The sequence below is a fragment of the Salmonella sp. SAL04213 genome, from assembly GCF_046550535.1.
Taxonomy (GTDB): Bacteria; Pseudomonadota; Gammaproteobacteria; order Enterobacterales; family Enterobacteriaceae; genus Salmonella; species Salmonella enterica.
Genome location: NZ_JBGDXS010000004.1, coordinates 292304 through 307751, shown reverse-complemented (window position 1 = coordinate 307751; position 15448 = coordinate 292304). Strand labels below are relative to the sequence as shown.

The 15448-nt window shown below is 53.2% G+C and carries 15 protein-coding genes; 9 read left to right on the top strand and 6 right to left on the bottom strand.

Annotated elements, in window-relative coordinates; all coding sequences use genetic code 11:
- Nucleotides 1–122 precede the first annotated feature (122 nt).
- From kbl to ACLJPQ_RS13205, 3 genes are all read left to right on the top strand, one after another.
- Nucleotides 123–1319 carry a glycine C-acetyltransferase gene (gene kbl, locus ACLJPQ_RS13215; RefSeq protein ID WP_001213792.1) on the top strand — a complete coding sequence of 399 codons (1197 nt, stop codon included), beginning with the start codon at nt 123–125 and terminating at the stop codon, nt 1317–1319.
- A gap of 9 nt (nt 1320–1328) precedes the next feature.
- Nucleotides 1329–2354, top strand: coding sequence for an L-threonine 3-dehydrogenase (gene tdh, locus ACLJPQ_RS13210; protein ID WP_000645990.1), 1026 nt, complete (start codon nt 1329–1331; stop codon nt 2352–2354).
- A 291-nt stretch (nt 2355–2645) separates the two neighbouring features.
- Nucleotides 2646–3680 carry a glycosyltransferase gene (locus ACLJPQ_RS13205; protein WP_000798190.1) on the top strand — a complete coding sequence of 345 codons (1035 nt, stop codon included), beginning with the start codon at nt 2646–2648 and terminating at the stop codon, nt 3678–3680.
- Here the strand turns inward: ACLJPQ_RS13205 and ACLJPQ_RS13200 are convergent.
- The 3 genes from ACLJPQ_RS13200 to gpmM are packed head-to-tail and all read right to left on the bottom strand — an operon-like array spanning nt 3667 to nt 7470.
- Entirely contained in the window at nt 3667–4629 is a 963-nt protein-coding gene (locus ACLJPQ_RS13200; RefSeq protein WP_001135509.1) for a divergent polysaccharide deacetylase family protein, read from the bottom strand. The two genes, ACLJPQ_RS13205 and ACLJPQ_RS13200, sit on opposite strands and share 14 nt — an antisense overlap.
- A 3-nt stretch (nt 4630–4632) precedes the next feature.
- Entirely contained in the window at nt 4633–5892 is a 1260-nt protein-coding gene (gene envC, locus ACLJPQ_RS13195; protein ID WP_058814511.1) for a murein hydrolase activator EnvC, read from the bottom strand.
- 33 nt (nt 5893–5925) lie between these two features.
- On the bottom strand, nt 5926–7470 hold the full coding sequence (gene gpmM, locus ACLJPQ_RS13190; protein ID WP_000116576.1) for a 2,3-bisphosphoglycerate-independent phosphoglycerate mutase: 1545 nt from the start codon (nt 7468–7470) through the stop codon (nt 5926–5928).
- A 247-nt stretch (nt 7471–7717) separates the two neighbouring features.
- On the opposite strand from gpmM, the gene ACLJPQ_RS13185 reads away from it, so the two are divergent.
- The 5 genes from ACLJPQ_RS13185 to cysE all read left to right on the top strand — a co-directional run bounded on the left by ACLJPQ_RS13185 (nt 7718) and on the right by cysE (nt 10915).
- Nucleotides 7718–8149, top strand: coding sequence for a rhodanese-like domain-containing protein (locus ACLJPQ_RS13185; protein ID WP_001156179.1), 432 nt, complete (start codon nt 7718–7720; stop codon nt 8147–8149).
- Nucleotides 8150–8234: 85 nt separating this feature from the next.
- Entirely contained in the window at nt 8235–8486 is a 252-nt protein-coding gene (grxC, locus tag ACLJPQ_RS13180; RefSeq protein WP_001273795.1) for a glutaredoxin 3, read from the top strand.
- A 43-nt stretch (nt 8487–8529) separates the two neighbouring features.
- Nucleotides 8530–8997, top strand: coding sequence for a protein-export chaperone SecB (gene secB / locus ACLJPQ_RS13175; RefSeq protein ID WP_000003370.1), 468 nt, complete (start codon nt 8530–8532; stop codon nt 8995–8997).
- Entirely contained in the window at nt 8997–10016 is a 1020-nt protein-coding gene (gpsA, locus tag ACLJPQ_RS13170) for an NAD(P)H-dependent glycerol-3-phosphate dehydrogenase (RefSeq protein WP_001076596.1), read from the top strand. Before secB ends, gpsA begins: the two co-directional genes overlap by 1 nt.
- A 77-nt stretch (nt 10017–10093) precedes the next feature.
- The gene (gene cysE, locus ACLJPQ_RS13165; protein ID WP_001112114.1) at nt 10094–10915 is read left to right on the top strand and encodes a serine O-acetyltransferase; all 822 of its coding nucleotides are present in this window, start codon (nt 10094–10096) and stop codon (nt 10913–10915) included.
- 82 nt (nt 10916–10997) lie between these two features.
- Here cysE and ACLJPQ_RS13160 read toward each other — a convergent pair whose 3' ends face one another.
- Together ACLJPQ_RS13160 and ACLJPQ_RS13155 are read right to left on the bottom strand one after the other, a co-directional pair.
- Complete coding sequence (locus tag ACLJPQ_RS13160; protein WP_001092104.1) at nt 10998–12308, bottom strand: MFS transporter; 1311 nt, start codon at nt 12306–12308, stop codon at nt 10998–11000.
- Nucleotides 12309–12381: 73 nt separating this feature from the next.
- A complete protein-coding gene (locus ACLJPQ_RS13155) occupies nt 12382–13578 on the bottom strand; it encodes an L-talarate/galactarate dehydratase (protein ID WP_001218249.1) in 1197 nt (398 codons plus the stop codon).
- Between the two features lie 318 nt (nt 13579–13896).
- On the opposite strand from ACLJPQ_RS13155, the gene ACLJPQ_RS13150 reads away from it, so the two are divergent.
- Nucleotides 13897–14901 (top strand): LacI family DNA-binding transcriptional regulator, encoded by a 1005-nt coding sequence (locus tag ACLJPQ_RS13150; protein WP_001805166.1) that lies wholly within the window; start codon nt 13897–13899, stop codon nt 14899–14901.
- Between the two features lie 67 nt (nt 14902–14968).
- Here the strand turns inward: ACLJPQ_RS13150 and trmL are convergent, their stop codons facing one another.
- On the bottom strand, nt 14969–15442 hold the full coding sequence (trmL, locus tag ACLJPQ_RS13145) for a tRNA (uridine(34)/cytosine(34)/5-carboxymethylaminomethyluridine(34)-2'-O)-methyltransferase TrmL (protein WP_000932335.1): 474 nt from the start codon (nt 15440–15442) through the stop codon (nt 14969–14971).
- Nucleotides 15443–15448 lie beyond the last annotated feature (6 nt).

Sequence of the window (15448 nt, the reverse complement as noted above, 5' to 3'; positions counted from 1 at the left end):
GATAACCCGTGAGGATACGCGTGATTTATGCTGCATTTTAAAGAAGTGATGACGCGTCATCTCGTATCAACGTATCGCTTTGGGTAATATGTGCTGAAATTTGCCCAGTCTGGAGAATCGCAATGCGTGGGGATTTTTACAAACAGTTAACCAACGATCTGGAAACCGCCCGAGCGGAAGGATTGTTTAAAGAAGAGCGCATTATTACGTCTGCGCAGCAGGCGGATATCACCGTGGCGGATGGAAGCCACGTTATTAACTTTTGCGCCAATAACTATCTCGGGCTGGCGAATCACCCTGAGCTGATTAATGCCGCAAAAGCGGGCATGGACAGCCACGGTTTCGGTATGGCGTCCGTGCGTTTTATCTGCGGCACCCAGGACAGCCACAAAGCGCTGGAGCAAAAGCTGGCAAGCTTCCTCGGCATGGAAGATGCGATTCTGTATTCCTCCTGTTTCGATGCTAACGGCGGCTTGTTTGAGACGTTGCTGGGCGCGGAAGACGCTATTATTTCCGACGCGCTGAACCACGCGTCTATCATTGACGGCGTGCGTTTGTGTAAAGCGAAGCGCTATCGCTATGCCAACAACGATATGGCTGAGCTGGAAGCGCGGCTGAAAGAGGCGCGTGAGGCCGGCGCGCGTCATGTCCTGATCGCCACCGACGGCGTGTTCTCAATGGATGGCGTCATCGCCAATCTGAAAGGCGTCTGTGATCTGGCCGATAAATACGATGCGCTGGTGATGGTTGATGATTCTCACGCGGTAGGCTTTGTCGGCGAAAACGGTCGTGGTTCCCATGAATACTGCGACGTAATGGGCCGCGTAGATATTATTACCGGTACGCTGGGCAAAGCGTTAGGCGGCGCATCCGGCGGCTATACCGCGGCGCGTAAAGAGGTCGTTGAGTGGTTGCGTCAGCGTTCCCGCCCATATCTGTTCTCCAATTCACTGGCGCCGGCGATTGTGGCGGCTTCTATTAAAGTGTTAGAGATGGTGGAAGTGGGCGCAGAACTGCGCGATCGCTTGTGGGCGAACGCCCGGCAGTTCCGTGAGCAGATGTCTGCCGCGGGATTTACGCTGGCAGGCGCGGATCACGCCATCATCCCGGTAATGCTGGGAGATGCGGTTGTCGCGCAGAAATTTGCCCGCGAACTGCAAAAAGAGGGCATTTACGTTACCGGTTTCTTCTATCCGGTCGTACCAAAAGGTCAGGCGCGTATTCGTACCCAGATGTCTGCGGCGCATACGCCTGAGCAAATTACGCGTGCGGTAGACGCGTTCACGCGTATTGGTAAACAACTGGGCGTGATTGCCTGAGGATGTAAGATGAAAGCGTTATCCAAACTGAAAGCGGAAGAGGGCATCTGGATGACCGACGTTCCGGAACCGGAAGTCGGCCATAACGATTTGCTGATTAAAATCCGTAAAACAGCCATCTGCGGTACTGACGTTCACATCTATAACTGGGATGACTGGTCGCAAAAAACCATCCCGGTTCCGATGGTCGTGGGGCATGAATATGTCGGCGAAGTGGTCGGCATCGGTCAGGAAGTGAAAGGCTTTAAAATCGGCGATCGCGTCTCCGGCGAAGGTCATATCACCTGCGGTCATTGCCGCAACTGCCGTGGCGGTCGTACTCACCTGTGTCGCAACACCACCGGCGTGGGCGTCAACCGTCCCGGCTGCTTCGCGGAATACCTGGTCATCCCGGCGTTCAATGCGTTTAAAATCCCGGATAACATTTCTGATGATTTAGCCTCTATTTTCGACCCGTTTGGTAATGCGGTGCATACGGCGTTGTCTTTCGATCTGGTCGGCGAAGATGTACTGGTATCGGGGGCGGGGCCAATCGGCGTAATGGCCGCCGCGGTGGCGAAACATGTCGGCGCGCGTCATGTGGTGATTACTGACGTTAATGAATACCGTCTGGAGCTGGCGCGTAAAATGGGCGTCACCCGCGCGGTCAACGTCGCGAAAGAGAGCCTGAACGACGTCATGGCGGAGCTGGGAATGACCGAAGGATTCGATGTGGGTCTGGAGATGTCCGGCGCGCCGCCGGCGTTTCGTACCATGCTGGACACCATGAATCACGGCGGTCGTATTGCGATGCTGGGGATTCCGCCATCAGATATGTCTATCGACTGGACAAAAGTTATCTTTAAAGGCTTGTTCATTAAAGGTATTTATGGTCGTGAGATGTTCGAAACGTGGTACAAAATGGCGGCGCTGATCCAGTCCGGTCTGGATCTGTCACCGATTATCACCCATCGTTTCTCTATTGATGATTTCCAGAAAGGTTTTGACGCCATGCGTTCAGGCCAGTCAGGAAAAGTTATTCTGAGCTGGGATTAATATGTATAGAGACCCGATAATTTTATCGGGTCTCTATACGTTTCATCGTAAAAGGTTGGTGTCATTCACCAACCTTTTTTGTTAGGGAAAATCTGGAAAGCCGTAAAGAATTGTCATAGACATCAAGCATTCGTAATTGCGCTTTACTCTTATTTTACTCGCTAACGTCACGCTCTACTCTGAGTTTTGTGCTTGTTTTTTACTGTAAAAATTAATTATGGCGACTTAATAGTTTCTTAATAGAGCCACAGTATAAAGGCAGGGTAAATTAAGGTTTTTCTGGTAATCGTTATGAAAAATAGTAAAACCAAAGTGAGTATCATTATCCCGTTATATAATGCGGGAGCGGATTTTAATGCTTGCATGGCGTCGTTAATCGCGCAAACGTGGTCGGCGCTGGAAATTATTATTGTGAATGATGGATCGACGGATCATTCCGTTGAGATAGCAAAACATTACGCGGAACATTACCCGCATGTTCGACTGCTTCATCAGGCCAATGCTGGCGCATCTGTCGCCCGTAATCTTGGCCTGCAAGCAGCGACCGGCGATTATGTCGCCTTTGTCGATGCAGATGACCTGGTCTACCCGAAGATGTATGAAACGCTGATGACCATGGCGCTTAACGATGATCTGGACGTTGCGCAGTGCAACGCGGACTGGTGCGTCCGAAAAACCGGGCACGCCTGGCAATCTATTCCGACCGATCGTCTGCGCTCCACCGGGGTATTAAGCGGACCGGATTGGTTGCGTATGGCGTTGGCCTCGCGGCGCTGGACGCATGTTGTCTGGATGGGCGTTTATCGACGTGCGTTAATTACCGATAACAATATTACTTTCGTTCCCGGACTACATCATCAGGACATATTATGGTCGACGGAAGTTATGTTTAATGCCACGCGCGTACGTTATACCGAACAATCATTATATAAATATTTCCTGCATGATAATTCGGTAAGCCGTTTGCAAAGACAAGGCAATAAAAATCTTAATTATCAGCGGCATTATATTAAAATTACGCGGTTATTAGAAAAGCTCAATCGTGATTATGCCCGGCGTATTCCGATTTACCCGGAGTTTCGCCAGCAAATTACCTGGGAAGCGTTACGCGTTTGTCATGCGGTACGTAAAGAGCCTGATATTTTGACCCGCCAGCGTATGATTGCCGAAATTTTTACTTCTGGCATGTATAGACGGATGATGGCTAACGTCCGCAGCGCGAAAGCGGCTTATCAGACGCTGCTCTGGTCTTTCCGGCTGTGGCAATGGCGCGACAAAACCTTGTCGCACCGTCGTATGGCCCGTAAGGCGCTCAATCTGTCTTAGCGCTCACGTTTTTAGGCGCGGCGATTTTCCCCCAGCCTTGCCACTGGTGCTGAAACCAGACAACCACGGAACTTTGCGTAATGCTCTCGCCGATGACGCTGAAAAAGCGCGTAGCGTAGACCGGTTGCAGCGGTTTTTTCGGCTTGCACATCTTCACGCCGCGAAAGGGATTGCGCGGCGCGTCAATTTTCTGCGGCATCAAATCAGGTCGGGACGTATCTACCTGCGGTTCGTTGAGCAGGCTGCCTGGGCGTACCAGGGTGATATCCGCCGGCAGGCGATAAACCATCTGTTGCAGCACGCGAACCGTTGCGGGATGCGGATGTCCAATCGCGATAGCGGAACCGTTGCGACGGGCCAGTTCGATAGCGCGATTAAACTGACGGCGAATATCCGCCTCGTTTTGCGTATCGTCGAGGAACACTTTGCGCTTGATCACTTTCACACCCGTACCGGATGCCGCGCGCATCGCCTGGCTATTGCCAATCGTCATGCTGTCGAGAAAATAGAGATTGTAATGTTCCAGCGCCTGCATAACTTTTTGCATACCGAACAGGCTGGAAGTCATTGCGCTGCCCATGTGGTTATTAAGCCCGACGGCATACGGCACGTTGTTTACCGCCTCGCGGATAATGCGCTCGATCTCATCGCTGCTCATATCTGGTCGCAGCGTATCCTTCTCCAGCGGCTGTTTGCTTAGCGGCGCCATCGGCAGATGGATTAATACCTCATGCCCGCTGTTGTGCGCTTTAGTTGCCATTTCGCGCGCGTGCGGCGCGTTGGGCAGTACGGCGACGGAAATGTTTGGCGGCAGCGCCAGAACCTGGTTTTCCGTGTGCGGGCGATAGCCAAAATCATCAATCACGATGGCGAGCTTGCCAGCGAAAACGGGATGTGCAAACGCCAGCAAAGTGGCCAGCGTGAGAATGGAGCGACGAAACTGAGGCAAAACTTATCTTCCCAACCACGGCTGTGGATTGACGGCCTGACCCTGGCGACGAATTTCGAAATAAAGCGAAGGTCTGCCCTGACCGCCGCTACTGCCCACAAGGGCGATAGGTTGTCCGGCGCGCACCTGCGCGCCTACGCTGACCAGCGCGCTCTGGTTATAGCCGTAAAGGCTCATATCGCCTTTACCATGCTCCACGACCACCACCAGGCCATAACCTTGCAGCCAGTCCGCCAGAATCACCCTGCCGTCGGCGATGGCTTTGACCTCGGTGCCTTCCGACGCGCCGATCACCATCCCCTTCCAACGTAGCTCACCCTGCAGCCGTTCGCCATAGCGATGCAATATCGGGCCGCGTACCGGCCAGTATGCCTGACCGCGAGGCGCGCCCAGACCGCCGGTGCGGGACATTAGCGAACGCTCGCTTTCCGTCGGCTTATAGGTGCTGCCTTTACGCGAGGCTTCCTGCTGCTTATCGCGTACCGCCTGCGCTTCGCGGGCTTCACGCTCCGCTCGCGCTTTGGCCGCCGCTTCCGCCCGCGCGATACTGTTGCGTAGGCGTGATTCGTTGGCGCGCAGTTCGCTTAACTGTTGCTGGCCTTGCTGAATAGACGACTCCAGTCCGGCAAGCGTTTTCTTACGTTCATTACGCGCCTGCTCCAGCTTCGCCTGCTGAGCGCGCTGTTCATACAGCAACGTTTGTTGTTGGCTTTGCTTCTCTTCCAGCTCGGCTTTTTGCGTGGCGACCTGTTCGCGAGTCTGTTTCAGTTCGGCGATAGTCTCCTGGCGCGCCTGGTTCAGATAGCCGAAGTAGGCCTGCAGGCGTTGCCCACGCTGACTTTCTTCTCCGCTAAGAATAAGCTGAATGCCGGTGTGTTCGCCCTGGCGGAAAGCGGCGTCCAACTGCGCGGCAAGATTACGCTCCTGGCTGGCTTTTTGCTGCTCCAGTTTGGCAATTGAGGCGTTCATCTCATCAATTTGCGCGTTTAACTGATCCAGAGTGCTTTGCGTTTCGCGCAGCTTACGCGCTGCGGCCGAGATGGCCTCTTCCTGGGCTTTCAGTTGTGCCAGGAGGCTGGCGCGCTGTTGCTGCTGTTGGCGTACGTCGCGTTCTTTCGCGGCGATATCGGCCTGAATAGATTTGAGTTGATCACGGTCATCCGCGTGGGCGGAAAAGGCGCACAACAATACGCCAGCGCTAAGTACGCTGGCGTAGAACAAAGGCCTGACTGAAAACGTTCTTGGTTTCACGGCCTGTTGAATGGTGTTAATCGCCTTTCCCCTCATGGGGAGGGATTATTCCACGATGAACAGCGGCTTACCAGTCATCTCTTGCGGGATTTCCATCCCCATCAGCGACAGCATGGTAGGCGCAATGTCTGAAAGTTTGCCGCCTTCGACCGCCTTCACGTTTTTCTCGCCGACATAAATCAGCGGCACCGGCAGGTTGGTGTGGGCGGTATGCGCCTGACCGGTCGCCGGATCGCGCATCTGCTCCGCGTTGCCGTGGTCCGCGGTAATCAACAGTTGTCCACCAACGGACTCAACCGCTTTTGTTACCTGTTCAATGCAGTTATCCAACGCTTCCACCGCTTTGATGGCGGCTTCCATCACGCCGGTATGACCGACCATATCGCCGTTTGGATAGTTACAAATGATGGTGTCGTACTTACCGCTTTCGATCGCCGCGACCAATTTTTCAGTCAATTCTGCAGAGCTCATTTCCGGTTGCAGGTCATAAGTGGCCACTTTCGGGGAGTTGATCAGAATGCGCTCTTCACCAGCAAACGGTTCTTCTACGCCGCCGTTAAAGAAAAAGGTTACGTGCGCATATTTTTCCGTTTCGGAAATACGCAGTTGGGTTTTGTCGTTTTTCGCCATCCATTCGCCAAAGGTATTCGCCAGCGACGCTGGTGGGTAGGCAACGGCAGTTTTGATGTCGGCGGCGTATTCGGTCAGCATCACGAAGTTCAGATTAACCACTTTCTTACGCGCAAAGCCGTCGAAATCAGCGTTAACGAAAGCGCGGGTAATTTCGCGCGCGCGGTCAGCGCGGAAGTTCATGAAAATCAGCGTGTCGCCGTCTTCCATCGCCGCATCAGCCTGGCCCTCGGCGCGGATAACGGTCGCTTTGACAAACTCATCGTTTTCATCACGAGCGTAAGCGGCCTGCAGGCCAGCCACAGCGGTATCCGCCTGGAATTCGCCCTGGGCCAGGGTCATCAGATCATACGCTTTTTCCACGCGATCCCAACGGTTGTCGCGGTCCATAGCGTAGTAACGACCGACGATAGACGCCACGCGGCCTTTGCCCAGCGCGGCGAATTTGTCTTCGAATTTTTTCAGCGAGGCTTCAGCGCTGCGCGGCGGCGTGTCGCGACCGTCGAGGAAGGCGTGCAGATAGATTTTTTCTGCGCCGCGCTCTGCGGCCAGTTCCACCATCGCCATAATGTGATCTTCGTGGCTGTGGACGCCGCCCGCGGACAGCAGACCCATAATATGAACCGCTTTACCGGCGTTTTTCGCCTGGTCTACCGCATTGGTCAGGACTGGGTTAGCAAAGAAAGTACGTTCTTTAATTTCAACGTCCAGACGCGTCAGGTCCTGATAAACGATGCGGCCTGCGCCCAGGTTAACGTGGCCCACTTCGGAGTTGCCCATCTGGCGGTCAGGCAGACCCACTTCCAGACCGGATGCATCGATCAGGGTATGCGGACGTTTTGCCCACAGAGCATCCATCACCGGGGTTTTGGCGTTTAAGATAGCGTTATCCTGCTGTTCTTCACGGTAGCCGTAGCCATCCAGAATCACCAGTACCATAGGTTTTTTAGAAACCGACATTGCGACAACCTCATACTCAATAGACAAAATAATTGCGTAATTTTACTACAGCTGAATCGATAAAATAGCCTCAGAAGATCAAAGAAAGGGATCGCGCTGGCGTGAGAAGGCAAGTAATAGCGTGATTTTTTTTCGTAGCGCCCCGCAAAAATGCATTCCAGTGCACGCTCTGGCTGTATTTGCGCCACTGCACAGGTATACTCCTTTCCTGGTTTTTTAATCACTACGTCGGGAGTTGTTACCCCCCATGCAAGAAATTATGCAATTTGTTGGCCGTCATCCCATACTGAGTATCGCCTGGATTGCGTTACTGGTGGCGGTTTTATTTACCACGTTCAAAGGTCTGACTTCAAAAGTTAAGGTGATTACACGCGGCGAAGCCACGCGCCTTATCAACAAAGAGGACGCCGTTGTTGTGGATTTACGTCAACGTGACGATTTCCGTAAAGGCCATATCGCTGGCGCGACCAATTTGCTGCCGAGCGAAATCAAAGCCAACAATGTTGGCGAACTGGAAAAGCACAAAGACAAGCCGATTATCGTGGTCGACGGTTCAGGTATGCAGTGCCAGGAATCCGCTAACGCGCTGACAAAAGCCGGCTTTGAAAAGGTCTTTGTGTTGAAAGAAGGCGTAGCAGGCTGGAGCGGCGAGAATCTGCCTCTGGTGCGCGGTAAGTGATTACCCGTCGTTTTCATGACGTAAGGGGAATGACTTGCCCTTGCGTCGACATGAAATCCATCGGGTAAAAAACAGGAGCGAAGTCATGGCCAATATTGAAATCTACACCAAAGCAACCTGTCCGTTTTGCCATCGTGCAAAGGCGCTGTTAAACAGCAAGGGCGTGAGTTTCCAGGAAATTGCGATTGACGGCGACGCCGTGAAGCGTGAAGAGATGATCAAACGTAGTGGCCGAACGACGGTTCCGCAAATTTTTATTGATGCACAGCACATTGGCGGTTGTGACGACTTGTATGCGCTGGATGCGCGTGGTGGACTGGATCCGCTGTTGCGTTAAGGCGTACTCAAGTATTTAAGGACAACACTAAAGGGTTTTACACATGTCAGAACAAAATAACACTGAAATGGCTTTCCAGATCCAACGTATCTATACCAAGGATGTTTCTTTCGAAGCGCCAAACGCACCGCATGTTTTCCAGAAAGATTGGCAGCCAGAGGTTAAACTGGATCTTGATACGGCATCTTCCCAACTGGCGGATGACGTTTATGAAGTTGTGCTGCGTGTTACCGTAACGGCTTCCCTGGGGGAAGAAACCGCGTTCCTGTGCGAAGTTCAGCAGGCCGGTATTTTCTCCATCAGCGGTATTGAAGGTACTCAGATGGCGCATTGCCTGGGCGCATACTGCCCGAACATTCTGTTCCCGTATGCTCGCGAGTGCATCACCAGCCTGGTTTCACGCGGTACGTTCCCGCAACTGAACCTTGCGCCGGTCAACTTTGATGCGCTGTTCATGAACTATTTGCAGCAGCAGGCTGGCGAAGGTACTGAAGAACATCAGGATGCCTGATGAACCAAAGTAATGCGTCAATGACAGTCATCGGTGCCGGCTCGTACGGCACCGCTCTTGCCATCACTCTGGCGAGAAACGGCCACCAGGTTGTCCTGTGGGGCCACGACCCAAAACATATCGCGACCCTGGAGCACGATCGCTGCAACGTCGCGTTCCTTCCCGATGTGCCTTTTCCCGATACGTTACACCTGGAAAGCGACTTAGCAACCGCGCTGGCGGCCAGTCGTAACATTCTGGTGGTGGTGCCAAGCCATGTTTTCAGCGACGTGCTGCGGCAGATTAAACCGCTGATGCGTCCGGATGCGCGTCTGGTATGGGCGACCAAAGGCCTGGAAGCGGAAACGGGGCGCCTGTTGCAGGATGTCGCTCGCGAGGCGTTAGGCGATCAAATCCCGCTGGCGGTGATTTCCGGCCCGACGTTCGCTAAAGAGCTGGCGGCGGGTTTGCCGACGGCAATCTCGCTGGCCTCAACCGATGAGACCTTTGCCGACGATCTCCAGCAACTGTTGCACTGCGGAAAAAGTTTTCGCGTCTATATCAATGCGGATTTTATCGGCGTGCAGCTTGGCGGCGCGGTGAAAAACGTGATTGCGATTGGCGCGGGGATGTCTGACGGCATCGGCTTCGGCGCGAACGCCCGCACGGCGCTAATCACGCGTGGGCTGACCGAAATGTCGCGGCTTGGCGCAGCGCTTGGCGCCGATCCCGCCACCTTTATGGGGATGGCGGGTTTAGGCGATCTGGTGCTGACCTGTACCGACAACCAGTCGCGCAACCGTCGTTTTGGCATGATGCTTGGCCAGGGCATGGACGTTAAAGGCGCGCAGGATAAGATTGGCCAGGTGGTCGAAGGCTATCGCAATACGAAAGAAGTTCGTGAATTGGCGCACCGTTTTGGTGTTGAAATGCCAATAACCGAGGAAATTTATCAAGTATTGTATTGCGGAAAAAACGCGCGCGAGGCAGCATTAACGTTATTAGGTCGCGCCCGCAAGGAAGAGCTGAGTCGCCACTAGCCGTAAGGAACTGTTTGCATAAACGACCCAACCCGCACAGAACGGGTTGGTCGTTTTCTGCCCGTCTGGAGTAAGCCATGCCGTGTGAAGAACTGGAAATCGTCTGGAAGAATATTAAAGCTGAAGCCCGCGCTTTAGCTGACTGTGAGCCTATGTTGGCCAGTTTTTATCACGCCACGCTACTCAAGCATGAAAATCTGGGCAGTGCGCTGAGCTATATGCTGGCAAATAAACTGGCTTCGCCCATCATGCCCGCTATCGCTATCCGTGAAGTAGTTGAAGAAGCCTATGCCGCCGACCCGGAAATGATCGCGTCGGCAGCCTGCGATATTCAGGCCGTGCGCACTCGCGATCCGGCGGTGGATAAATACTCCACGCCGCTGTTATATCTGAAAGGCTTTCATGCGCTACAGGCCTACCGCATTGGTCACTGGTTGTGGAATAAAGGTCGCCGCGCGCTGGCTATCTTCCTGCAAAATCAGGTTTCGGTCTCGTTTCAGGTGGATATTCACCCGGCAGCGAAAATTGGCCGCGGGATTATGCTCGACCATGCCACCGGTATTGTGGTGGGGGAGACGGCGGTTATTGAGGATGATGTGTCGATCCTGCAATCCGTCACCCTGGGCGGTACCGGGAAAACGAGCGGCGATCGTCATCCTAAAATCCGCGAAGGCGTGATGATTGGCGCGGGCGCGAAAATTCTCGGCAATATCGAGGTGGGGCGCGGCGCGAAAATTGGCGCAGGTTCCGTCGTTTTACAGCCTGTCCCGCCGCACACTACCGCCGCAGGCGTTCCGGCGCGTATTGTCGGCAAGCCGGGCAGCGATAAGCCGTCGATGGATATGGACCAGCATTTCAACGGGCTACACCATACGTTTGAGTATGGCGACGGCATCTGAATTGCGCGGTACAACTAAAAAACGCTGTTCCGATGGAGTGCAATCCCGGAACAGCGGAGCGAAGAATTCGCAATGTGGACAATCAGGCTGCGGATGATGTCAGCGTGATGCGATCCAGCGGGCCGACGATAAACAGATATGAAATGAGACCAATAAGTCCCATCGAGCCAACGTATAAAATGGCAAAGTCGAACGACTGAGTATTGGCAAGAATCACGCCGATGACCAGCGGCGTAACGATGCTTGCCATATTGCCGCACATGTTAAATACGCCGCCGGCAATACCCAGAACTTCCTTTGGCGAGGTGTCGCTGAGTACGCACCAGCCCAGGTTACCAAACCCTTTGGCAAAAAAGGCCAGACTCATCGCCGCAATGACCACAAATTCTGAAGAGGTGTAGTTGGCGATCACAATTACGCAAGAGAGCAACATACCGCAGATAACAGGCAGTTTCCGCGCGACGGTAAGGCTATAGCCGCGTTTGAGTAGCCAGTCGGAGAACACGCCGCCGAGCAGGCCGCCAATAAAACCGGCAATGGCTGGAATACTGGCCACAAAACCGACTTTCAGAATCGACATGCCTTTCGCCTGGTACAGGTAGGTCGGGAACCAGGTCAGGAAGAACCAGGTGATAGAGGTGACGCAGAATTGCCCGATGTAAACACCGATCATCATCCGGTTAACACAGACGGTTTTAATCTGCGCGAACGTTATTTTCTGCGGCTCCTTTTTACAGCCCAGAGAGGGCTCGCCACCACCGCTACGAATATAGTCAATTTCCGCTTGATTAACTTTTGGGTGGTGCATCGGATCTTTGACTTTCATTAACCAGAATATACCGAGCATCACACCAATAGCGCCAATATAATAGAAGACAAAATGCCAGCTTAAATTATGCAGAATGATCGTCATTAGCGGGGTGATAATGCCCAGCGAGATATATTGCGCAGCCTGATAAACTGAAGTAACGAAACCTCGTTCATTATTGGGAAACCATTGTACGCTTAAACGACTGTTCGCCGGAAAGGCAGGCGCTTCAATCGCGCCCATCAGCAGACGTAGAATAACCAGTACAATTAATGGGCTGCCATACAAATAGATCGTTCCCTGAAACATGGTTACTAACGACCAGCCAATCAATGCGCAACCGTAAACCAGTCGTGAACCGTAGCGGTCTAATAGCCAACCGCCGGGTAGTTGCATAATGACATAGGCAATACCAAATGAGGAGAAGGCCAGGCCCATCGCTTCCGGATCAAAACCTAATTCTTTACTCATTATTGGGGCAACTACGGATAGAGTTGCGCGATCCGCATAATTAAATACGGTAGCAAGAAATAAAAATATAAGAATGGTATGACGCACTTTTGTGCGCTTTATTATTGTGTTCATTATCTACTCCTCAGATAAGGGCAGAATGCATCCTGTAAGGTAAGAGAGGCGGGACGGATTCCCGCCAGTCGGGTTAAGGGCGTTTGCCAAATTCACATGTTAATTGTGTCCAGCGGCGCGCTTGTTCACTGAGCGTGAAACCCAGACCATGACGATCGGAAATCCACATGCGGCCATCGCGCAGCTCAAGTTGCTCGTTGAATAATGGGTTCAGCCACTCGAAATGTTCCAGCCACGGCTCCAGGGGATACGCTGCGGAAAGGTGCAGGTGTACTTCCATCGCAAAGTGCGGCGCCAGCTTACGCCCGTGTTTCGCCGCCAGATCCATAATCTTCAGGAACGGAGAGATACCGCCGACACGCGGCGCATCTGGCTGAACGAAATCGCTGGCATTGCCCAGAATCAACTGCTCGTGTTCCCGGAAACTGGTCAGCATTTCCCCGGTGGCGATAGGCGTATCCAGCGCGGCAGCAAGCTGGGCGTGGCCTTCGATGTCGTAAGCATCTAATGGTTCTTCAATCCAGATAAGATTGAACTGTTCCATTTTACGCCCCATGCGGATAGCCGTTTCGCGATCCCACTGCTGGTTAGCGTCAACCATTAACGGGAACTCATCCCCAAGCGCTTCACGTACTGCGGTTAAGCGGCGAATATCCTCAGCGCAGTTGGGTTGTCCGACTTTCAACTTAATACCGCCAATGCCATTTTCGCGGGAAATCACCACATTTTTCAGCACTTGATCGAGCGGTGTATGTAAGAACCCCCCCGAGGTGTTGTAACACTGAACGGAGTCGCGGTGCGCGCCTAACAGTTTTGCCAGGGGCAGACCGGCACGTTTAGCCTTCATATCCCATAAGGCGATATCGATAGGGGAGATAGCCTGTACCGCCATCCCGCTACGCCCCACCGAGGCTCCGGCCCACAGCAGCTTGGTGTATATTTTGTCGATATCATTGGGATCTTCGCCCAGTAGATTATCGGCTATCTCTTTGGCGTGAGCATAAATACCCTGGCCGCCAGCACGTTTGGAGTAGCTAAAACCAACGCCTTCAAAGCCATCGCGACTGCGGATTTCGGCAATGATGATTGCCACTTCGGTCAAAGGTTTCTGGCGACCGGTCAGTACCTTCGCGTCACTCACTGGCGTCGCCAGCGGTAGAAAAGCCAGTGATAGCTTCACCCATTCGATACGATCGCCGGTTTCTGCCGCGGTTCTGGTATTCGCCGCTTTTGCATACGTTACGGCGTCGGAATTCGCGCTTAAAGCCATTTTTTTTCTCCTGATGATCACAAAATGATTGCGCTAACATTTTTATTATTAAGCGAACGCAGGATCCAGAAAGTTGATGTTGATTTGAACATTTGATCACATATGTCGTATAAAAAGCAGGATTTATTGCAAAATGGATCACGATCCAAAAATATCTGGGGAAATGCATAATACAAAATGATGTCGCTATCATTTTGTAATGACTGAGCTTGATAAGCTACTGTATTTACGGCCTTTCCTGATGCGAAGCTGGCAATAGCCGCAGGCATGATGAATAATGCGCGGATAAATCAGCCAATCTTTGCAGGGGCATCAGACGTGAAGAGAACCAAATCACCTCGTGCGCCGACGCTGGAAGATGTAGCACGTAGCGCCGGGCTGTCTCCGATGACAGTCAGCCGGGCATTGAATTCGCCACAACTGGTTCGCCCCAAAACGGTTGAGAAAGTCATGCAGGCGGTTCGCGTCACAGGCTACATACCCAACGCGTTAGCCGGTGGTCTGGCGTCGCGACGGAGTAAATTAATCGCTGTCGTCGTGCCGCAAATTAACAACAACATGTTTGTCGATACCATCCAGTCGCTGAGCGATGAACTGGCCCGACGCGGATATCACATATTGCTGTGCGTGGCGGGATATACCGAACAAACGGAAGCGGAGTTGGTGGCGACACTGCTTTCCCGCCGCCCCGATGGCGTGGTGCTTACCGGGATCCATCACACGATAGAACTGAAAAAGGTCATCCTGAACGCGGCTATTCCGGTGGTGGAAATTTGGGACTTAACGCCCACGCCGCTTGATATGCTGGTCGGTTTTTCCCATGAAAAAGTCGGGCAGGCGACGGGGGAGTATCTTCTGAGTAAGGGCTATCGTCGTCCCGGCTTGTTGTGGACCGCCGATCGCCGAGCCGCGCAACGTAAGCAGGGGTTATGTAGTGTTCTTCAACGCCACGCTATTCATGCCGTACCGCAGGTAGATGTCCCCCTTCCGGCATCGCTTTCGCTGGGGCGCAGCGGTTTAAGCCAGCTTTTTGACGAAGGGACGTTTGATGTCATTGTTTGCAGTTCTGATACCCTGGCACAGGGGGCGATGATGGAGGCGGAAAGCCGTGGTATGCGCATTCCGCATGATTTAGCGGTTATTGGTTTTGGCGACCTTGATTTTGCCGCCAGCAATCGACCATCAATTACTACCGTAAGCGTTGACAGACGCGCCATTGGCCAGCGCGCCGCTACGCTGTTGGCCGATCGTATTGAACAGAAACCGTGCGCAGAAGCTATTGTGGATATTGGCTTTCATTTGATTGAGCGAGAGTCCGCATAAACGGGAACATGCCATCGGGATCGGCCAGGCCGGATCAGGCGTTAGCCGCCATCCGGCATTGAATATATTACGACCGCAATACCGCGCCGGGATATCCTAACTGGCGCCACGCTTCATACACCACCACCGACACCGCATTCGACAGGTTCATGCTACGGCTATCCGGCATCATCGGAATGCGAATCTTCTGCTCTTTAGGCAACGCATCGAGAATGCTGGCGGGCAGGCCGCGCGTTTCCGGGCCAAACATCAAATAATCGCCATCCTGATAGCTTACGGCGCTATGGGCGGGCGTGCCCTTTGTCGTCAACGCAAACAGGCGCTGCGGGTTTTCGGCGGCGACAAAGGCGGCATAATCGTGATGGCGCTGAACCGCGGCGAATTCGTGATAGTCCAGCCCTGCGCGGCGTAAGCGCTTATCATCCCAGGTAAACCCCATCGGTTCGATGATGTGCAGACGAAAGCCGGTATTGGCGCAAAGACGAATGATGTTGCCGGTATTCGGCGGGATTTCTGGTTCGAAGAGTACGATGTTAAGCATGATGCC